General features: G+C 39.7%; 15 protein-coding genes. 9 read left to right on the top strand and 6 right to left on the bottom strand.

What is annotated here, in order from left to right; genetic code table 11:
• Nucleotides 1–59 precede the first annotated feature (59 nt).
• The 6 genes from JET18_RS00240 to JET18_RS00215 all read left to right on the top strand — a co-directional run bounded on the left by JET18_RS00240 (nucleotide 60) and on the right by JET18_RS00215 (nucleotide 7,325).
• Complete coding sequence (locus JET18_RS00240) at nucleotides 60–3,458, top strand: T9SS type B sorting domain-containing protein (protein ID WP_202088289.1); 3,399 nt, start codon at nucleotides 60–62, stop codon at nucleotides 3,456–3,458.
• 161 nt (nucleotides 3,459–3,619) lie between these two features.
• Entirely contained in the window at nucleotides 3,620–4,408 is a 789-nt protein-coding gene (locus tag JET18_RS00235) for a hypothetical protein (RefSeq protein WP_202088288.1), read from the top strand.
• Between the two features lie 205 nt (nucleotides 4,409–4,613).
• Nucleotides 4,614–5,387, top strand: a complete 774-nt coding sequence (locus tag JET18_RS00230; protein WP_202088287.1) for a DUF6759 domain-containing protein — start codon at nucleotides 4,614–4,616, stop codon at nucleotides 5,385–5,387.
• A 99-nt stretch (nucleotides 5,388–5,486) separates the two neighbouring features.
• Nucleotides 5,487–6,164 carry a tRNA (guanosine(46)-N7)-methyltransferase TrmB gene (gene trmB, locus JET18_RS00225; RefSeq protein ID WP_202088286.1) on the top strand — a complete coding sequence of 226 codons (678 nt, stop codon included), beginning with the start codon at nucleotides 5,487–5,489 and terminating at the stop codon, nucleotides 6,162–6,164.
• 18 nt (nucleotides 6,165–6,182) lie between these two features.
• Entirely contained in the window at nucleotides 6,183–6,878 is a 696-nt protein-coding gene (locus tag JET18_RS00220) for a DUF6759 domain-containing protein (RefSeq protein ID WP_228728459.1), read from the top strand.
• A gap of 9 nt (nucleotides 6,879–6,887) precedes the next feature.
• The gene (locus JET18_RS00215; RefSeq protein WP_202088285.1) at nucleotides 6,888–7,325 is read left to right on the top strand and encodes a DUF6759 domain-containing protein; all 438 of its coding nucleotides are present in this window, start codon (nucleotides 6,888–6,890) and stop codon (nucleotides 7,323–7,325) included.
• Nucleotides 7,326–7,446: 121 nt separating this feature from the next.
• On the opposite strand, the gene rpsB is transcribed toward JET18_RS00215, so the two are convergent.
• The 3 genes from rpsB to rplM form a co-directional block, all read right to left on the bottom strand.
• On the bottom strand, nucleotides 7,447–8,208 hold the full coding sequence (rpsB, locus tag JET18_RS00210) for a 30S ribosomal protein S2 (RefSeq protein ID WP_034723189.1): 762 nt from the start codon (nucleotides 8,206–8,208) through the stop codon (nucleotides 7,447–7,449).
• Between the two features lie 207 nt (nucleotides 8,209–8,415).
• On the bottom strand, nucleotides 8,416–8,802 hold the full coding sequence (gene rpsI, locus JET18_RS00205; RefSeq protein WP_034706090.1) for a 30S ribosomal protein S9: 387 nt from the start codon (nucleotides 8,800–8,802) through the stop codon (nucleotides 8,416–8,418).
• Nucleotides 8,803–8,808: 6 nt separating this feature from the next.
• Nucleotides 8,809–9,264, bottom strand: coding sequence for a 50S ribosomal protein L13 (gene rplM / locus JET18_RS00200; RefSeq protein ID WP_034706094.1), 456 nt, complete (start codon nucleotides 9,262–9,264; stop codon nucleotides 8,809–8,811).
• Between the two features lie 354 nt (nucleotides 9,265–9,618).
• Here rplM and JET18_RS00195 point away from each other — a divergent pair, with 354 nt between their 5' ends.
• On the top strand, nucleotides 9,619–10,725 hold the full coding sequence (locus JET18_RS00195; protein ID WP_202088283.1) for a DUF3667 domain-containing protein: 1,107 nt from the start codon (nucleotides 9,619–9,621) through the stop codon (nucleotides 10,723–10,725).
• A gap of 39 nt (nucleotides 10,726–10,764) precedes the next feature.
• Here JET18_RS00195 and JET18_RS00190 read toward each other — a convergent pair whose 3' ends face one another.
• Entirely contained in the window at nucleotides 10,765–11,097 is a 333-nt protein-coding gene (locus tag JET18_RS00190) for a hypothetical protein (RefSeq protein WP_202088281.1), read from the bottom strand.
• Between the two features lie 357 nt (nucleotides 11,098–11,454).
• On the opposite strand from JET18_RS00190, the gene JET18_RS00185 reads away from it, so the two are divergent.
• A complete protein-coding gene (locus tag JET18_RS00185) occupies nucleotides 11,455–14,802 on the top strand; it encodes a methylmalonyl-CoA mutase family protein (protein WP_202088279.1) in 3,348 nt (1,115 codons plus the stop codon).
• Between the two features lie 121 nt (nucleotides 14,803–14,923).
• On the opposite strand, the gene JET18_RS00180 is transcribed toward JET18_RS00185, so the two are convergent.
• Nucleotides 14,924–17,656 carry a M16 family metallopeptidase gene (locus tag JET18_RS00180; protein WP_202088277.1) on the bottom strand — a complete coding sequence of 911 codons (2,733 nt, stop codon included), beginning with the start codon at nucleotides 17,654–17,656 and terminating at the stop codon, nucleotides 14,924–14,926.
• Nucleotides 17,657–17,785: 129 nt separating this feature from the next.
• Here JET18_RS00180 and JET18_RS00175 point away from each other — a divergent pair, with 129 nt between their 5' ends.
• On the top strand, nucleotides 17,786–18,496 hold the full coding sequence (locus JET18_RS00175) for a Dph6-related ATP pyrophosphatase (protein ID WP_202088275.1): 711 nt from the start codon (nucleotides 17,786–17,788) through the stop codon (nucleotides 18,494–18,496).
• A 223-nt stretch (nucleotides 18,497–18,719) separates the two neighbouring features.
• On the opposite strand, the gene JET18_RS00170 is transcribed toward JET18_RS00175, so the two are convergent.
• A complete protein-coding gene (locus JET18_RS00170) occupies nucleotides 18,720–20,132 on the bottom strand; it encodes a pyridoxal phosphate-dependent decarboxylase family protein (RefSeq protein WP_202088273.1) in 1,413 nt (470 codons plus the stop codon).
• Nucleotides 20,133–20,184: the final 52 nt, after the last annotated feature.

The raw sequence follows: 20,184 nt of genomic DNA, 5'->3' as shown, positions 1-20,184 counted from the left end.
ATTTTTCCAAGGCATTAACACATTTTATTATTAAATTTGTGTTAAACCCAGTTCACTGAATGAAAAAAAATTTATCTTTTTTGTTTATACTTTGTTTTTTCGCCTTTTCCTTTGCCCAATTGGACAGAGAGCACTGGTTTGCTCCGATGGTTGACAGAAGCACGAATCCCAATCACTATCAGAAATTATATTTATCCACCAACAGAACAACCCCTTTCCCGGTAAGCATCTACAACAATAATGTGCTTATTGGAACAGTAAATATCAGTAAAAATAATCCTCAGAAATTTGATGTACTGCGAAAGTACATCATCACGACCAGCCAGCTGGATCTTTTCACGCCTACTACGAAAGGTTTATATCTGAAGGCAGAATTCCCTTTTTATGCTAATTTAAGGTTCTCCGTATTTAATCATGCCGAGATCATCACATCAAAAGGAATACCTTCTACAGGAAAAAATTTTTATGCTGCCCATGCTCCTATTACAGTAAGCAACAGCATTTTAAATTTTATGGCCGGTATCCTGGCTACAGAAGATAATACAACAGTTACTATTACAGGGTATAAGCCTACAGTACAGTTTTCAAACGGAATGACCGGAGCTACAAACCCTACCCTTACGGTTACTCTTAATAAAGGACAATCCTATATTCTTGACGGAGGAGGCACAATTCCCGGAAATTTTACCGGATTTATCGGTGCTAAAATAACGGCCACCAAGCCCGTGAACCTTACCAACGGGAACTTTAACGGTCAGTATGCGGGAAATTTCCCATCAAGCTCTGATATCCTGATGGATCAAGCTGTTCCGGTGGAACGACTAGGCAATGAATTTGCTCTTGTCAAAGGAAACGGAAGTAAGGATTCTCATATGGAAGGGGCTATTGTGATAGCCACGCAGGATAATACCCAGGTTTTTGTCAATAATGAAATTCCTCCGCTGATTACTTTAAATACAGGAGAATATTTTGTTGTTCCTGATACAAAATATGTATTGCAGGGAGCCAATCATTATAACCTTTATCTCAAAACATCCAAAAACGCTTACGTTTACCAGATTCTTGCCGGGGATGCTGTTTCAGGAAGTGAGGTGGCTACCGGGGGATTCAATTTTATTCCTGCACTGAACTGTTATCTTCCCAAACAGATTAATGAGCTGGGAATGATAGATGAAAACTTTGTTCATTCCACGGCTAATCCATCCGGAATCCTGAATATTCCAACAAAACTGAACCTTATTACCCAGCGGGGAGCCAATGTTACCGTAAACGGCGGGGTTCCGGCCGCTACAACGGGGCCATTCAATATGACGGGAACCAATAACTGGGTAACTTATGGTATTCCGAATGTAACGGGAACAATCACTGTTGTCTCCGATAAAGCCATTACTGCAGGAATCACTGCCGGAAGTAACGCAGTGGGATATGGCGGATTTTTTGCCGGTTTTCCTACGCAGCCTGTCATTTTAAGGTCCGGAGGAACCTGTGTTCCGGGTATTGTGCTTACCGTGGACCCGATCATCTATGACAGCTATCAATGGTACGTGAACGGAAATATTATTCCCGGAGCTACTGCATCATCAATAACCCCTACACAATCCGGTTTTTATACCTGCTCGGTAACCATGGGAAGCTGTGCTCCTTTGGTAACGGAAGAATTTAAAGTCCTGAATTGTACAAAACTGAGTACAGCAACCTATACTTTATGTACAACGAAGACCATCACGCCTGCATTCAGTACTTCTGCGCAGACGCCCGTAGCCTCTACAGTATCCATCGTTACTCCTCCTACACTAGGAACAGCGATGATAGATCCTGCGACAGGTGTTATTACCTATAACGTTACCACACCGGGAAGCACCGGAACCGATACTTTCTCTTATACATTCTGTGGGAATGATCCTGTTTTTACGGACTGCGAAACGGTAACCGTTACCATCAATATTCAGGCGCTCACCGTAACGAATGTAACCCTGAATGCCTGTAATATCAACGGGCAGGGAACCTTCAATCTTACGACTGCCAACGTAACAAACAATTCACCGGTAACGATCACTTATTACCCTACTCTGACTGATGCTCAGACAGAAAACCCGGGAGCGCTGATCACTACACCCAATTCTTATACCGCACCAAACGGTACGATCGTATATGCTGTGGTAAAAAATGACATCGGCTGTAAAAGTATTGCCCAGATCACCCTTTCTCTATACAATTTAGCGATTGTTCTGGACAACTATAACGGCGTGTTCTGTGATGATAATATGGACGGAACAGTCACTGTAATACTCCCGAATATAACGGGAATTGTCCTGAACAATCCGGGATATTTTGTGAATGTAAGATACTACGCTTCCCTTGATGATGCCAATGCCGGAAACGCCAATACCCTTCCTAATAACTGGAGCTACACTGCTGCGACCACTATTTACATCCGGGTGGAATCTCCGGACGGCTGTGCAGTGGTTGTAAAACCTTTACAGTTCAGCATAGGAGCCCGTATTCCTTTAATAACAACAGCTGCGGTCGCCACGACCTGTGATGATGATCTTGACGGAATAAAGGCTGTCAATCTTTCACAGTTCATTCCTCAGTTTACACTGGATCCGAACGTGACGTTTACCTTCCACGGAAGTTTGGCGGATGCTCAGAATGACGTTAATGCTCTCGCAGCAACCGTGAATATCACCGGTACCCAGACTTTTTATATCAGATTCGAGAAAAACGGAGTATGTCCTGAGGTAGGATCGGTAAGAATCACAATTAAAACCCCTAAAAAATCAGATAAATTAAAAGACGTGATCATCTGTCCTAAAGCCACCACAACTTTGGATGCAGGTCCCGGATTTGAAAAATATTTATGGAGTACAGGAGCTACTTCGCCTTCCATTACTAATGTTTCTGCGGGAACGTATTGGGTGGAGCTTACATTCAATGGCTGCGTTTACAGACAGTATGTTACGGTTTCGGAATCACCTTTACCAATGATCACAACTATCGAGATCAACGGAAGCACAGTAACCGTAGGGGTAAGCGGCGGTACACCTCCTTACGAATATTCCCTGGATGGAGTGAGCTGGCAGAGCACCAATGTTTTCAACAATGTACCAAGAGGTGCGCATAAAGTTTTTGTAAGAGACTCTAATTTATGTGATGAAGTAAGCAAAGAGTTCGCTATTATTAACCTGATCAATACCATTACCCCGAACGATGACGGTCATAATGATCATATAGATTATTCTGCCCTGATGAGCCATACCAATCTTGAATTCAGGATTTTCGACCGCTACGGTGCAGAAATCTTCAGAGGAAGCCCGCAAAACCGCTACACTTTTGACGGAAGAATGGGTGGAAGACCTGTACCTACAGCCACCTATTGGTATTTCATCTCCTGGACGGAATATGGTACTTCAACAACGGTTAAATACACTAGCTGGCTCTTAGTAAAACGTTTATAACTCAACATTTTCAGCGTAAATTTCCCTGTATCTTTTTTATTAATGCAAGTTTATAACATTCATTAACAGTTTAATCTTAAAGTTTAATATAACTTTAACCTGTAATCATGATCTAAGCAGGTATAAATTGCTGTATTTCTACGTAATTTTGCCCCAATTATATGAAGAAGCTAATTACCCTTTTTATGCTGGTTTTTCTGGCAAAAGTCAGTGCACAGATTTATTCCGGAGAGGTATTTTTAAGAGATAATTCTATCCTGTACCTTAACCAGGTTTATGTGACCAATCTGAATACCCAGAAAACCGTACTTACTGATTACAACGGCACCTATACTATTCCTGCAGCTCCGGGAGACGTGATCCGTTTTACATCTATCGTCACAGAACGGAAAGATGTAAAGCTTACGCCACAGATGATGCAGCAGAAAAATTTAATTGAGCTGAAAATCGCCTATTATGAAATCCAGGAAATTGTGCTTACCCGGTTTAAGCCTACCGGAAATTTAAGGTATGATGTAAATTCGATAAGAAAAGAAGATAAAGGGCTGGCCATCAAAAAGGTAATCGGGCTTCCGGAACCGAAAGGCGACGGAACTTCGCCTCAGCTTCCTGTGGCCGGATTAAGAGACGGCGGCCTTACTTTCAGTCTGGAGAGTATTTATGATATCCTTTCCGGAGACAGAAAGAAAAAACAGCGTTATATGGCTTATGAAAGGATGAATAATTCGGTTTCCCAGATCAAGAGTTATCTTGGAAAAGATTATTTTACAAGGTTCAAGATTCCTGAAAACCTGATTGATAATTTCCTTCAGTTTGTATATACTTCAGAAAATATTGAAGCGTATGTACTGGCCGGCAATTTTGAAGCGATTAAAGTTCCTATCGAAAAATACCTGCCTATTTATCAGAAAAGACTTAAGACCTCGAATCTTCAGGAGGTTATCAAATAGCTTTATAAAAGTAAGATATTCAAGGAAATGTGGATTATATGATAATTTATAATCCACATTTCTTTTTTTATTTAAAATATGCTTAAATTTAACTTCACAAAGTATCTAAAATAAAAACTAAAGTATTTCGTTGTTATAAATGAAAAACTAATTGGCCAAACACAAATTAAGAGAGAAACACCCAACTTTTACTTAATATTTGTCAATGAAAAAAATTCTTTTACTTTTTGTATCCTTTTTATTTTTCAGTGTGTCTGCCCAGAAAAAAGGGAAAGACTACAGTAATATTTTAAAAAGCAAAAATATCTATGAGATCAACGCATTCCTCAGAGACGCCCATCCTGATGATCCGCGAAGATCTGTTCTGAAGCCCCGCGTCATGGAAATGATGACCCAGTACATTAAAGATGCACATCCGGCCGACCAGAAAGTAAAAGATATGCAGGAAATGCTTGCCCTGCTGAAAAGAAGACCTTCCACAAAGATCAGTTTCGATGAAATGAATGCCATTATCAAACAGAAACAGATTGCAAAATACAAAGCGGAACTTGCCGCCAAACAGTCTACCGTAGTGTATACGCCAAGTACAGCCCAAAATACATTCGTAGTGAATACAGCTGCCAATGCAGCCGTTCCTAATGCCGAAGCTGAAGAATTCAATATGCTGATGACCGTAAATCCTGTGGAGCACAAAAACAGGACGGTAAAAATATTGAACGCATTATTCAATAACGATCCCAACGCTACAGAAACCACAGTTCTCATCAGAAATAATTCCGACTGCAATATCATTGTACGAATGGAAGGCGTAGGAACCACCAAATACAGACTCGCCGTTCCTGCTCATGATGAAAGCTCGATTGTGATTGAGAAAGGGCAGTATCTTTTCACCAGCCTTGTCTGCGGTGCACAGTATGCTTCCCAGAAAACCATTCAAAAAGCCATTATGGTGGCTTTAGGTTCTGCAGCAGCGCAGTAAATCATTTATAAATACAACTCAGTACATGTCTTTTATGATTAAAAGACAAGGTAATCTATGTAAAATTTGCTATTTTTGCGGGATTTTATAAATGACTCGATGGGCAAAAATAAACTAGCAAGATTCGCAGAAAACAAGATTTTACCAAACGTTATCCAACCGACAAGAGAAGATGCGCTGAACGGCTTTCCAATGAAAGGAAAATGGCGAACGGATTTCTTTAAGAATGATCATCCTATCGTATTGGAGCTGGGCTGTGGAAAAGGAGAATACTCTGTGGGACTTGCGAAAACATTTCCTGAAAAAAACTTCATCGGGATTGATATCAAAGGGGCCAGATTCTGGTTTGGAGCTAAAGAAGCGGTAGAAAGCGGCATGAATAACGTGGCTTTCCTGAGAACACAGATTGAGCTGGTGGATCATTTTTTTGCTGAAAACGAAGTAGACGAAATCTGGATCACATTCCCGGATCCACAAATCAAATACAAACGTACGAAACACAGACTGACGCATCCTGACTTTTTGGAGCGGTACAAGAGATTTCTGAAACCGGGTGGAATCATTCACTTAAAAACGGATTCAGAATTCCTGCATGGCTACACATTAGGCTATTTACAGGGTGCCGGTTACGAGATCATTTCCGCCCACCACGATATTTACGGTGCTCCTGAGTATGATCCGAACACTGAACATTTACGAGATATAAAAACCTATTACGAAGAACTTTTCTCAGCAAAAGGAAAAACGATTACTTACATTAAATTCCGGATAAGCTGATGAGACAAAAACACACTGATGAAAAAAAAACTTTTAACGACCCTCCTCTTCATTTCCCTGATTCCGGGTGTTGCCACTGCGCAGAAAAACACTAAGGACATCCTGAAAAGCACAAATATCAGAGAAATTGAAGACTATCTTAAAAATGCACATCCTGATGACCCAAAAAGGAGTGTGCTGAAACCGAAACTTATAGCCCTGAAGAATTCTGAATGGACGAAAGGCTCAAAGAATGCCAAGCCCATGGAGGCGCGGCCCGTGATGACCGATATTCCAAACAGGTTTATGCGGAACTCCGGTTCTGATGATGCAGAAGAGTTTAAGAAACTGATTGCAGAAACATCCGATCAGCATAAAGAAAAAACGGTAAAGCTTCTGAACGCCATGTTCGATGAAGATATTACCCGAAAAGAGGCTGTTCTTCTGTTCAGAAATAATTCCGACTGTAATATTGTCCTTAGAATTGAAGGAAAAGATTTTTACAACCTGGCAGTGCCTGCGCATGGTGAGAATTTTATAGTCCTCAATAAAGGCTCATATACTTTAAACAGCAATGTCTGCGACATCAAATACATCTCTGTAAAAGATATAAAAAAAAGTATATTTGTAGTGATTGATAATCCCGGCAGTCTGCGCTCTGATCCCAGTCAAAATCTTGTAACGGATCAAAAGAAAGACGCTCCGGCAAAATCCAAAAAAAAGAAAAGATCATAAAAATATTGTATGAAAAAACTGTTTGTTTTCTCCGGTATTTCACTTATTCTCATCAGCTGTAATGCAAACTACGGCAGTTATCCTGTAAGAACCACCTATCCTGCTTCCGGTTCCGGGAATACAGCAATGAGTACGGAAAGGGAATATTCGGAGCTAATCAAAACATATAAACCGGAGACGGCAGAGGTTCTGACTGATCTTCTTAATAGTGATTCTCCGGACAACCCCAGAACTTCCATTTCAGTAGAGAACAAATCTCCCTGCAATATGGTGCTTACGGTAAGCGGAAACGGCTTCTTTAAAAAGATCCCCATAGCATCAGGTAAGGTTGGCTATACCATGGTTCAGAAAAACCAGAATTACAGGCTTTCAGGAATGCTGTGTAATTCTTCTTACCAGTCTACGAAATTTATTTCAACTTCATACGCTATCAAGATCAGCAATTAAAATAAAAACCCGCTTGCACAGCGGGTTTTATTATGGAATTAAGTTCCTTTCCTTCTTCATCCAAATAAAAAAACGCTGAACAAAAGTTCAGCGTTTTTCCTATATTAAAGAAAATCTTTAATTATTCAGCATCGAAATCAGCATCTGTTTCAGCAGATACCTTTTCTCCTTCTTCTTTAGATTTTTCTTTATCAGCTTTTCTTTGAGACTGACCTTCTTTGATAGAATCAGAAACAATGTTTAAGATCATATCGATAGATTTAGAAGCATCATCGTTTCCTGGGATAACGAAGTCTACTTTTCTTGGATCAGAGTTTGTATCAACAATACCGAAAACTGGAATACCTAATTTCTTAGCTTCAGTTACAGCGATGTGTTCTCTCATGATATCTACAACGAAGATTGCAGAAGGAAGACGAACCATGTCCGAGATAGAACCTAAGTTTTTCTCAAGGTTAGCTCTTTGTCTGTCTACCTGTAATCTTTCTTTTTTAGATAAAGTTTCGAACGTACCGTCTTTTTTCATTTTGTCGATATGGTTCATTTTCTTTACCGCCTTTCTGATTGTAACGAAGTTCGTTAGCATACCTCCAGGCCATCTTTCTGTAATATAAGGCATATTAAGTTCAGCAGCATGCTTTGCAACTACTTCTTTCGCTTGCTTCTTAGTCGCTACGAAAAGAACTTTTTTACCTGCAGAAGTTAATTTTTCTAAAGCGCTACAAGCTTCATCCAATTTAACTGCTGTTTTATGTAAGTCTACAATGTGAATACCGTTTTTCTCCATAAAAATGTATGGAGCCATATTTGGGTTCCACTTTCTGGTCATGTGACCGAAGTGTACGCCAGCCTCTAAAAGGTCTTTTACATTTGCTTTTGCCATGTTTTCTGTTTTTGTTAGTTTACTTTCCGTTTCTTAAACAATCAACAACTTCTTTAGATGGGAGAAGTGTTTGGATGCTAAACGTAACGGGCAATTGGCGGTTGGCTTTTTGCTTTTGGCAATTGGCTTTTCGCCGAGATTAAGTTTAAAAAAAATTTAATACATTTCTGTAGCCAACAGCCATAAGCCATTCGCCCACAAGAAATCTTAACGTTTTGAGAATTGGAATCTCTTTCTTGCTTTTTTCTGACCTGGCTTCTTTCTTTCCACCATTCTTGCGTCTCTTGTAAGTAAACCAGCAGGCTTCAATGCTAATCTGAACTCAGCGTTGATCTCGCATAAAGCTCTTGAAATACCTAATCTGATAGCCTCTGCCTGACCTGTATTACCACCACCGAAAACATTTACGGTAACGTCATACTGACCAACAGTCTCAGAAAGGATGAACGGCTGGTTTAATTTGTAAACCATCACGTCTGTAGAGAAATAAGTTGCAGCATCTTTACCGTTTACTGTAATAACACCAGAACCTGGCTTCACATAAACTCTAGCTACAGAAGTTTTTCTTCTTCCGATTTTGTGAACTATAGACATAATTAATTATTTAAATTCGTTAACATTAATTGTTTTAGGCTGTTGAGCTTCATGTTTGTGCTCAGTTCCTTCATATAGATAAAGGTTCTTCAATAAAGCAGATCCTAATCTGTTTTTAGGCAACATACCTTTTACAGACTTCTCTAATACTTTTAAAGAATCTTTCTTCTGAAGTTCAGCCGCAGTCATAGACTTCTGTCCACCAGGGTAACCTGTATGCCAGATGTAAGTCTTATCAGCCCACTTATTTCCGGAAAGCGTAATTTTCCCAGCATTCAAAACGATTACGTTATCACCACAATCTACGTGAGGTGTAAAGTTCGTTTTGTGCTTACCTCTCAAAATCTTTGCAACCGTAGAAGCTAGTCTTCCTAACGGCTGTCCTTCAGCGTCTACCACAACCCATTCTTTATTAGCAGTAGCTTTGTTCGCTGAAACAGTTTTGTAACTTAATGTATTCACACGTTTTAGTTAAAGATTAAACATAATTTTCCCCTAAAAGGGTGTGCAAAGGTACAAATAATTTTTGTAACCCAAAAACATATTTTATTTAATCTATATAACTACAGGAATTTTAAGATGTTCTGATAGATTTTAACAAACATTTTAGAGTTGGCACAGTACTTGTAAAATGAATGAGCAATGAAAAAAAAAGTTTCGAGATTCTAAAAACACAGATGACAAAAAAAAGAGTTTGATAGCAAAACTCTTTTTTTTATTAACATCAATTAAAAATTCACCTAAAAAATTACCGATGTGATTATTTAATATGGCGAAATATTTATATTTGCGACCAAACCATATTCCTTATAATCCATGAGCCACGGAAAAATCAGAGAAGATAAAACCTGCCTGAACTGCGGGCATCAGGTTGAAGAACGATACTGTCCCCATTGTGGACAGGAAAATACTGAAAGCCGGCATCCTTTTTACTTCCTGTTCACCCACTTCGTTGAAGACTTCACCCATTATGACGGCCAGTTCTGGGGTACTTTGAAAAATCTGCTGCTTAGCCCGGGAAAACTTACCAATATTTATCTCGAAGGCAAAAGACAGAAATATGTGCCTCCTGTAAAACTGTATATTTTCGTCAGTTTTATTACTTTCTTCATGTTTGCCCTTCTTCCCATGAAAAATGTGGGATTTAGTGATCGTCCCGAAATGGAAGACTCATTGAAAGTAGATTTATTGGAAAAGATGAAATCACCTGGGGTACAGAGAGTATTCGACAGTATAAAGACTCAAAAAAATCTGTCTCAGGAAGATTCTATTATGTTGAAAAACCTGAGCAAACTGTCGGATTCTGCCACTTTAGAAGATATTGAAGAAACACTTGATATGGATAAGGCCATAGATAATGACTTTAGCTTTTCAGGATATAACACAAAAAAATCCTATGATTCAGCCGCTGCAAAGGATCCCTCTTCCCTTGATTTCATGGTGAATCCTTTAGCTCACAAATTTTTCGAGCTTAAAGAAAAAGGAATGACGAAAAAAGAACTTTATAAAAATATGACAGAAAAATCTTTTCATAATTTACCTAAGGCTCTTTTCTTATACCTTCCTCTGTTTGCCTTCTTTTTATGGATTTTCCATAAGAAGAAAAAATGGTGGTATTTCGATCACGGAATTTTCACGCTGCATTACTTCTCATTCCTACTGCTGATCATCCTGTTTATATTTTTATTAGGCAAGCTAACCGGTCTCATCAATCTTGGTGCGCTTAATATACTTTTATATTTTATAATGTCTATTCTGGCCCTGTACAGTATGGCTTACTTCTTTATTGCCCACCACCGTGTTTATCATACGCATGGGATAGTGAGCGTAATCATTGGAGGCACATTGTTTTTCCTCAACTTCTTTGCATTCATGTTTTTACTCACAGGTCTCGCCCTGGTAAGTTTCATGATGCTTCACTAATATCAAATAAGGCTCTTCAAAACGAAGAGCCTTATATTTTTATTTTCTTAATGATTTGCTTCCCCGGAAGCTTGCAATCAGATAGTACGCGACAAAAACGGTAGAAAATTTCAGTATGGACGGGATCGCCAGTTCAAGACTGAAAATCAAAGCGCCAATAAATACAAGAACGCCCATGGCTGCAAAAGATAAGCCCAGCTTTTTAGGCAGTGAAAAGTCCGGTGTATCCAGATAATAAGCCAGTCCCCAGGCAAATCCAAAGGCAACGGCATAATAAAAATCCAGTCCTATATTTTGTGAACTTAAAAAGAAATAATTGATCAGGAAGCTCACTCCTGTTCCCAAAGCGAAATACACCAAAGCTTTTTGCATATCTGTAAAGTATGGTGCAAAAATAGAGAAATTAATTTGAGAATTTGGAAATGGGTTTAATTTGAAAATTAATATTACCCGGCTCCGGCAATCAGAATTAAAGGATCATGGAAACCGGAAGTCACTATTCTTTGTACCATTTTCAAAAGTTTTTGTAAGGTTATCTTACACAAGTGCATTCTGATTTTTCGTTATTTATCATCTTCCCAGCCTTATCTTAAACGAATGATTGTTAAGACGGGGAAAAAACCTCATCTTCAATCTCAACAACCTACTAAAAATCAAATCATTAATGAAAACCAAAAGGTTCTTATTTTATTATTATATTTGAGAATTCAGAAATTTTCTAGATTTTTTATGGAAACCCAAAAATATACTCCAACCAACAAAGTAAGAATCGTAACAGCGGCGTCATTATTTGACGGGCACGATGCTGCGATCAATATCATGCGCCGCGTGATCCAGGGAACAGGATGTGAAGTGATCCACCTTGGCCACGACAAATCAGCAGAGGAAGTGGTGAACACAGCCATTCAGGAAGATGCCAACGCCATTGCCTTAACGTCATATCAGGGCGGCCACAATGAATATTTTAAATATATCTATGACCTTTTAAGAGAAAAGAACTCCCCACAAATCAAAATTTTTGGTGGTGGCGGTGGTGTTATTCTGCCTGAAGAAATTGAAGACATCATGTCTTACGGGATCGACAGGATTTACTCTCCGGATGACGGCCGTGAGCTTGGTTTACAGGGAATGATTGATGATCTGGTTAAAAGATCGGATTTCGCAACCGGTAAGGAAGTTACTGCCAATGATCTGGATTCAATAGATTTTGAAAATTCAACAAGCATTGCAAAAATTATTTCTGCCGTTGAAAACTTTTCAGAGGAAAAACCAGAGCTTGTACAAGCCATTGACGAAAAATCAAAAGATTTAAATATCCCGATCATCGGTATCACAGGTACTGGTGGAGCAGGAAAATCTTCATTAACAGATGAATTGGTAAGACGTTTCATCCGTTCCAATCCTGATAAAAAAATCGCCATTATCTCCATTGACCCTTCCAAAAAGAAAACGGGAGGAGCACTTCTTGGAGACAGAATCCGTATGAACGCGATCAATGATCCGAGAGTTTATATGCGTTCAATGGCGACAAGAGAAAATAACGTTTCCGTTTCTCCGTTCATCCACTCTGCGTTGAATGTCCTGAAACTGGCTCATCCGGATGTGATTATCCTTGAAACTTCGGGAATCGGGCAGTCCGGTTCGGAAGTATCTGATTTTGCAGATGTTTCTATGTATGTGATGACTCCTGAATATGGAGCTTCCACCCAGCTGGAAAAAATCGACATGTTGGATTATGCAGATCTGGTTGCTTTAAATAAATCAGACAAACGTGGAGCTCTTGATGCGCTTCAGGCGGTAAGAAAGCAGTTCCAGAGAAACCATTTGCTGTGGGAACAGCCACTGGATGAAATGCCGGTTTACGCGACCAAAGCTTCCCAGTTCAATGACCACGGGACTACGGAATTATACAACCGGTTAATTTCAAAAGTAAATGATAAGTTTTCGGATTTAAATCTAAAAACTTTCGCTGAACAGGAAATTACGGATGAAGTAACGATTATCCCTCCGAAAAGAGTGCGTTACCTTTCTGAAATTGTGGAAAACAACAGAATATATGATGAAAACATTGAAAAGCAGGCTGAGCTGGCCAGAACAATGTATCATATTGAAGGCGTGAAAAAAATTATTTCCAACGAAGCTTTGGATGCTGAATATCAGAAAGCTGAAAAGGAACTTCAACAGGAAAACATCGACTTCCTGAGAACCTGGGACGACACGAAAAAAGCGTTCCATGAAGAGTTTTATTCTTATTTCGTAAGAGGCAAGGAAATTAAGGTGGAAACCTCAACGGAGTCTTTATCCCACTTAAGAATACCAAAGATTGCTTTACCTAAATATAATGACTGGGGTGACCTGATCAAGTGGAAAGGCCAGGAAAACCTTCCGGGAGGATTCCCTTACACTGCAGGAATTTATCCTTTCAAAAGAACGGGTGAAGATCCAACAAGGATGTTTGCAGGAGAAGGAGGTCCGGAAAGAACGAACAGAAGATTCCATTATGTATCTGCAGAAATGCCTGCAAAACGTTTATCTACGGCATTTGACTCTGTAACCCTTTACGGCCAGGACCCTGCTTTACCACCGGATATTTATGGTAAAATTGGGAATGCTGGGGTTTCCATCGCAACGCTGGATGATGCTAAAAAACTGTATTCCGGATTTGATCTGGTGAATGCATTGACTTCGGTTTCAATGACGATTAACGGGCCTGCTCCAATGCTTCTGGCGTTCTTCATGAATGCAGCTATTGATCAGAATGTTGAGAAATACATTGCTGAAAATGGTTTGGAATCTAAAGTAGAGGCTGTTTTAAAGGCTAAATTTGACGATAAAGGTTTAGAAAGACCTAAATATAACGGTGAACTTCCTCCTTCCAACAATGGTTTAGGATTAAAACTATTGGGAATCACAGGAGATGAAGTTATTCCCGCAGAAGCTTATGCGGAAATTAAGGCTAAGACCATTGCCACAGTTCGAGGAACGGTTCAGGCTGATATTTTAAAAGAAGATCAGGCTCAGAATACCTGTATTTTCTCCACTGAATTTGCTCTAAGGTTAATGGGTGACGTTCAGGAATATTTTATCACAGAAAAAGTAAGAAACTTCTATTCCGTTTCTATTTCAGGGTATCACATTGCGGAAGCGGGTGCCAATCCGGTTTCCCAGCTGGCATTTACGCTGGCCAATGGTTTCACATATGTGGAATATTATTTATCCAGAGGAATGGACATCAATGATTTTGCCCCGAATTTATCGTTCTTCTTCTCCAATGGTATCGACCCTGAATATTCAGTGATCGGCCGTGTAGCAAGAAGAATCTGGGCCAAAGCCATGAAACTGAAATACGGAGCCGACGAAAGAAGCCAGATGCTGAAATACCATATTCAGACTTCAGGGCGTTCTCTTCACGCCCAGGAAATTGATTTCAACGATATCAGAACAACGCTTCAGGCACTTTATGCGATCTATGACAACTGTAATTCCCTTCACACCAATGCGTATGACGAGGCGATTACAACCCCTACCGAGCAGTCTGTAAGAAGAGCCATGGCTATCCAGCTGATCATTAATAAGGAATTAGGTCTTGCTAAAAATGAAAACCCGCTTCAGGGATCATTTATCATTGAAGAATTAACGGATCTTGTGGAAGAAGCTGTATATGGAGAATTCGACAGAATTACAGAAAGAGGCGGTGTTCTTGGAGCTATGGAAACCATGTATCAGCGTTCTAAAATTCAGGAAGAGTCTATGCATTACGAATGGCTGAAACACACCGGAGAATACCCAATCATCGGGGTGAATACTTTCCTTGGAAAAGACGGTTCTCCAACGGTTCGTCCGGGAGAGGTTATCCGTTCTACTGAAGAGGAGAAGCAGGTTCAGATTGAAAACCTTCATAATTTCCAGAAATCCAATGATTCCAGATCTGAAGAGGCTTTGAGACAGCTGCAGTACGCCGCGATCAACCAGCAGAACTTATTCGGAGTGATGATGGATGCTGTGAAATACTGTTCTCTGGGACAGATCACCAATGCTTTGTTTGAAGTGGGTGGCAAGTACAGAAGAAATATGTAACCGCAGCCGGACCGGCAATTTATAAATTAAAACCTCAGGGAAATTTCCCTGAGGTTTTTTGTATCCAAAAATAAAACCCGCAGAACTGATCTGCGGGTTAGTTTATGTATATGACGGAAATTTATTTCTTATTAAAATCTCCCGCAAAAACAGAGGTTAATTTGTCTTCGCTGATGTATTTTCTAAGAACATCATTCACCTGGTTCAATTTCAGGGCTGCAACTTTAGCTTCCAGAGCATCATAATCCTCCAACGGAATACCATACTGCAGCTGGCTGTTCACAAGCCCCACTAAAGTAGCATCGTTTCCAAGATCTGTTTTTCTTGAATTCAGCCAGGAATTCAGGTTGGATTTCAGTTCTTCTTCTGTGAATCCTTCTTTAAGAGCTTTGTTTACTTCCTCTTTTAATGCTTTATTCACAGCATCTTTTTTAGTTGGGTTGAAGAATGCATACCAGCCCCAGGATGCCACCGTATTATCAGAAGGAACACTGATATAGGAACCTGCTCCATAACTGATCCCTTCTTTCTCTCTAAGTCTGATCGGGATTCTTGAGTTAAGGAAACCGCCGCTTCCCAGCATTTCGTTGGCAATAACAAAAGCCGGATAATCAGGGCTGTTTTTGTCCATAGAGAAACTGATCTTTCCTACTGCCGCTCCATTTTCCTTATCAGGAGTCAGATATTCTTTATCCTGTTTTTTGGTGGCGAAAAGTTCAGGCTTAATTTTTTCGTAAGAAGATTTTGAATTCCACTTGGCAAACGTATTTTCCATCAGAGAAGAAGCCGTTTTGGAATCAATATCACCAATCATCGTGCCTACTCCATTATTACTTCCCAGAATCTGGTTATAAAAATCTACCAGCTGCTGTCTTTTAGTGGTTTTATTGGTATCAATCTGTTCTTTGAAAGAAGGCGTATAGAAAATACTTTCCTTAGGATAATTTTCTGTGATCTTTTCAATTTCCGTGAATGCCAAAGCTTGCGGATCATTTAAAGAACCTTCCAGATACGTATTGTATTCATTGATTGTTTTTGCCAGTTCCGCTTCAGGGAAGTTGGATTCCGTTAAAACTTCTTTCATCAGATCCATTACTTTCGGCAGATGCTCTTTGTATGTACTTACATTCGCATATAAAGTCTGTCCGCTGAATGAGAAATTGATGCTTGATTTCCATGTATCCAGCATATCCTGAATCTGCTCTTTTGTATGAGACTTGGTACCTGTTTTCATTACCTGAGCCATCAGAGCCCCGATCTGAGCTTTTCCATTCAGGTCTTTGGTATTACTTACAGGAAAACGGAAACTTCCCAGTATCTTTCCTCCTTTGATTTCCTTTTTGATAACGCCATATTTCATCCCGTTGCTCAATTTTCCTTCGGAAAGATTAGCTTTCAGGTTTTTAATGCTGGCTTCAAAAGGTGCTACGGCTTTTTCCAGAGCTTTCCCTTTGTAATCTTTTGTAAGTGCAGCGATCTGCTCATCAGAAAACTCATTATTCTTAACTCTTACCTCATCTTTTGTAGGAATAAATACTCCCACTGTTCTGTTATTCGTTTTGAAATATTTGTCCGCAACTCTCTGAATATCCGCCAGGGTTAATTTTTCAATACTGTCGCGGTACAGCATTCCCAGCTTATAGCTTCCTGCCCCTACGATTTCTGTTAAGTTAATAGCAAAACCAATTGTATTGTTTTTTGTATTTTCTATTTGCTTTAGAATTTTCGCTTTAGCTCTCTGTACATCCTGCTCTGTAAACTTGATGGCAGAAACCTTATCAAGCTCTGCTCTGAATTCATTTTCCACAGCTTTTACATCTTTATCTGCAGGAACTTCAAGTCCGAAATACATAAATGCAGCATCTCTTACTGTCGGCTGGTAAGAATACACAGAAGCCGCTTTGTGAGAATCAATCATTGATTTGTATAAATAACCGGAAGGGTCAGACGTAAGGATTTCCGATAAAGCATCCAGTACCGCATAATCTTTATCTGCATAGGGAGCTGTATGATACAGGGCTCCAACTATTTTGCTGTCTCCCGAACGCTTCAGCTCAACAAAACGCTCACCATCCTGAGCCGGCTCAACCGTATAAGTCTGGTCTAAAACTCTTGATGGTCTTGGAATCACAGAAAAATACTGAGTAATATATTTTAAAGCCTGATTTTCATCAAATTTACCCGCTACAACCAATGTTGCATTATCCGGCTGATAATGTTTTTCGTAGAATTTTCTAAGGGTTGGTGCCTTTACCCTTTCAATATCTTCTTTACTTCCGATCGTACTGTTTCCGTAGTTGTGCCATAAATAGGCTGTTGACACGATACGCTCCATCAAAACATCTCCCGGCTTATTTTCCCCGATCTCAAATTCATTTCGTACTACAGAAAATTCTTTATCAAGATCAGACTGAAGAATGGTCGCATTGATCATTCTGTCCGCCTCCATTTCCAGAGACCATTTTAAATTTTCATCATTGGAAGGGAAAATTTCATAATAATTCGTTCTGTCGTACCAGGTTGTTCCGTTGGCGTTACCTCCTTTATCAGACAGCTGCTTTTTGATATCACCTAATTTTTTAGTGCTTTTAAACAGCATATGCTCAAGTAAATGCGCCATCCCCTTTTCTCCGTAGCCTTCATGCTTAGAACCTACGTTATAAATGATATTCACTACCATATTGCTTTGTGAAGCATCCGGAATCAAAAGAACTTTCATTCCATTGTTCAGCGTATATTCTTTTACCCCTTCAGTATTGCTCACAAATTTCGGAGCATCTCCTTTCTGAGAAAAAACCGGGTTTACAGCTCCCGTAAAAAACAGGACAGCGGTCCCGATAATAAAATTTTTCATGCGGTTTAATTAATTTTGCTAAATTTAATAAGTTTTCACCATTTTTACATGCAGAATTAGACGATTTAAATCACCAAAAAGTTACATTTCCATCTTAATATCTTAATTTAAACAATACGGTTTATTCAAATGAAGCCAAAAGCCATCTTCAACTGGAGCAGCGGGAAAGATTCTGCCCTTGCCTTATATAAAACTTTAAAAGAGGAAAATCTTGAAATTATTTCACTGCTGACGAGCATCAATGAAGAATTCCAGCGTATTTCCATGCATGGTGTTCATGTTTCATTACTGGAAAAACAAGCTGAAAGTTTAGGGTTGAATTTAATTAAAATGGAAATCCCGAAAGAGCCTTCTATGGAACAGTACCGGGAAATCATGACCCGTACGATGAGCGGAATACAAGCTCAAGGCGTTACCCATTCCATTTTTGGAGATATTTTTCTGGAAGACCTTAGAAAATACCGCGAAGACCAGTTGAAAGCAATTGGAATGGAAGCCGTTTTTCCTCTGTGGAAGCAGAATACAACAGACCTCATCCGTGAATTTCTGGATCTTGGCTTTAAAACGATTGTAACCTGTGTGAATGAAACCTATCTGGACCAAAGTTTTGCAGGAAGGATCATTGACGAGAGCTTCATCAATGATCTTCCGGAGAATGCTGATCCGTGCGGGGAAAACGGGGAATTTCACACGTTTACTTTTGACGGACCAATTTTTAAAGAACCCGTGCCGTTTGAAATCGGGGAAACGGTAAAGAAAACTTATCCCAAACCTAAAAACAGCCCTGAAGATGAAGACGGGGAATATGTCTTCTGGTTCTGCGATCTGATCTTAAAATAACCTGAGTTCGGGATAAGGCATTTTTGTTTTTTTAAGATTGGTCAGGAAGAGGAAAGTTATTGAAGTCCAGAGGTAGAAATATACTGTGGCCTTTATTAATTTTTTTAATCCGGTTCAGTAAATTTAAAGGTAAATGTTTAGTTACTTCCCTCTTCAGGCTTCCAGCTTCCAGCCTTTTAATCTTAACTTCTTATCCCGAACTCAGGTTAAAATAAACAGTATTCTAGTCCTGTAAATCTGTGATTATTTTTTTCATCACCTCAACTATCAGCTCAATATCTTTTTCGCAGGTCTGCCAATTGACAAAAGCGGCTCTTATTCCTTTATGCTGATTATAAAAAGTGGGCGTCATAAAGACTTTTCCCGTATCATTGAGTGCGGCAAGAAATGCATTGACTTTATCCTGCCCGGATTCATCTTTTAAAGTAAAACAAACAGTATTTAATCTTACCGGAGCCAGCAGTTTAAAGTCATTACTTTCTGCAAGTATCTGCCCAAACTTCCTGGCCAGAGATATATTACGGTCTACAATTTCCTGATATCCTTTTCTGCCATACGCCATGAGAGAAAACCATGCGGGAAGCGCTTTTAATCTCCTTGAGTTCTCCGGAAGAAAATTCAGATACCCGAAATTTTCCAGAGGATCGCCCAAATACGGTGCGTTTGAGTTCTGAAAAGTCTCTACCTGTAAAATTTTGTACTGTTCTTTGATAAAAAACACAGCACTTTCATAAGGAACATTGAGCCATTTATGACAGTCAACCGTAATGCTGTCTGCATTTTCCCACCCTGAAACCAGGTGCTTGTAATCATCTGAACAGGCTGCAAAACCTCCGAATGCCGCATCAATATGCCACCAGAATTTATATTTTTCCTTCAATCTGCTGATCTCTTTAAAATCATCAAAATCAACAGTGTTAACAGTTCCTCCGCTTGAAATCAGGAGGAAAGACTCTCCATTAAGTTTGATGATCTGTTCTTCAAGATCTTGTATACTGATGGCTTCACGGTCTTCAGCAGCCGTCTTTATTCTGATCATATTGCCGCTTCCCATTCCTAGAAGGGACAGCGATTTTATGGAGGATGAATGAGGAGTAGCGGTAAGTATTTTGATGGCTGCTGACATCCCATCTTTAGCAATATCCCTTCCCTGCTCTTTTCCCAACCACTGCCGGGCAACAGCCATACAGGTAAAATTGGACATGGTAGCTCCGCTTACAAAACCTCCCAGGAAAGTCTGCGGAAGCCCCAGAAGATCCAGTAAAATTTCAATAGTTTCTATCTCTATATTTGCAGAAATATCGCCTTGCCCGCTTGTAGACTGGGTATTCTGATCATAGACCGTGGCCAGCCAGTCGCCTGCGATGGAAGCAGGAGTAGAGCCGCCGGTTACAAATCCCAGGTACCGGGGACCGGATGATCCTACCATAATAGGTTCAAACCTCTGATTGAATATTTTCAGGGTTTCTTCAGTTCCAAAACCGGATTCCAGAAGATCTCCCTTTTCTGAAACCAAGGTATTATTGACAGAAGTAGGCCTGTCTGCCAGCGTATCAAGATACTCAACGCTTTGTTTTTTGATCATTTCCAGGATATGGTCTATGTTTTCTGAATCCGTCTTCAAATATTCTTTCATGATGATTGGGGTATAAATATCTATTCAAAAATATTAAATACTTTAACACGAT

Origin of the sequence: Chryseobacterium endalhagicum, from assembly GCF_016745235.1 — a bacterium.
Taxonomy (GTDB): Bacteria; Bacteroidota; Bacteroidia; order Flavobacteriales; family Weeksellaceae; genus Chryseobacterium; species Chryseobacterium endalhagicum.
Note: the sequence above shows the minus strand (reverse complement) of the source record. Positions and strands in the feature narration are given on the sequence as shown.

Bases quoted from the DNA above. Each gene is read 5' to 3' on its own strand.
- JET18_RS00240 (WP_202088289.1), top strand. From the start codon at position 60: ATGAAAAAAAATTTATCTTTTTTGTTTATACTTTGTTTTTTCGCCTTT.
- JET18_RS00235 (WP_202088288.1), top strand. From the start codon at position 3,620: ATGAAGAAGCTAATTACCCTTTTTATGCTGGTTTTTCTGGCAAAAGTC.
- JET18_RS00230 (WP_202088287.1), top strand. From the start codon at position 4,614: ATGAAAAAAATTCTTTTACTTTTTGTATCCTTTTTATTTTTCAGTGTG.
- trmB (WP_202088286.1), top strand. From the start codon at position 5,487: ATGGGCAAAAATAAACTAGCAAGATTCGCAGAAAACAAGATTTTACCA.
- JET18_RS00220 (WP_228728459.1), top strand. From the start codon at position 6,183: ATGAAAAAAAAACTTTTAACGACCCTCCTCTTCATTTCCCTGATTCCG.
- JET18_RS00215 (WP_202088285.1), top strand. From the start codon at position 6,888: ATGAAAAAACTGTTTGTTTTCTCCGGTATTTCACTTATTCTCATCAGC.
- rpsB (WP_034723189.1), bottom strand. From the start codon at position 8,208: ATGGCAAAAGCAAATGTAAAAGACCTTTTAGAGGCTGGCGTACACTTC.
- rpsI (WP_034706090.1), bottom strand. From the start codon at position 8,802: ATGTCTATAGTTCACAAAATCGGAAGAAGAAAAACTTCTGTAGCTAGA.
- JET18_RS00195 (WP_202088283.1), top strand. From the start codon at position 9,619: ATGAGCCACGGAAAAATCAGAGAAGATAAAACCTGCCTGAACTGCGGG.
- JET18_RS00190 (WP_202088281.1), bottom strand. From the start codon at position 11,097: ATGCAAAAAGCTTTGGTGTATTTCGCTTTGGGAACAGGAGTGAGCTTC.
- JET18_RS00185 (WP_202088279.1), top strand. From the start codon at position 11,455: ATGGAAACCCAAAAATATACTCCAACCAACAAAGTAAGAATCGTAACA.
- JET18_RS00180 (WP_202088277.1), bottom strand. From the start codon at position 17,656: ATGAAAAATTTTATTATCGGGACCGCTGTCCTGTTTTTTACGGGAGCT.
- JET18_RS00175 (WP_202088275.1), top strand. From the start codon at position 17,786: ATGAAGCCAAAAGCCATCTTCAACTGGAGCAGCGGGAAAGATTCTGCC.
- JET18_RS00170 (WP_202088273.1), bottom strand. From the start codon at position 20,132: ATGAAAGAATATTTGAAGACGGATTCAGAAAACATAGACCATATCCTG.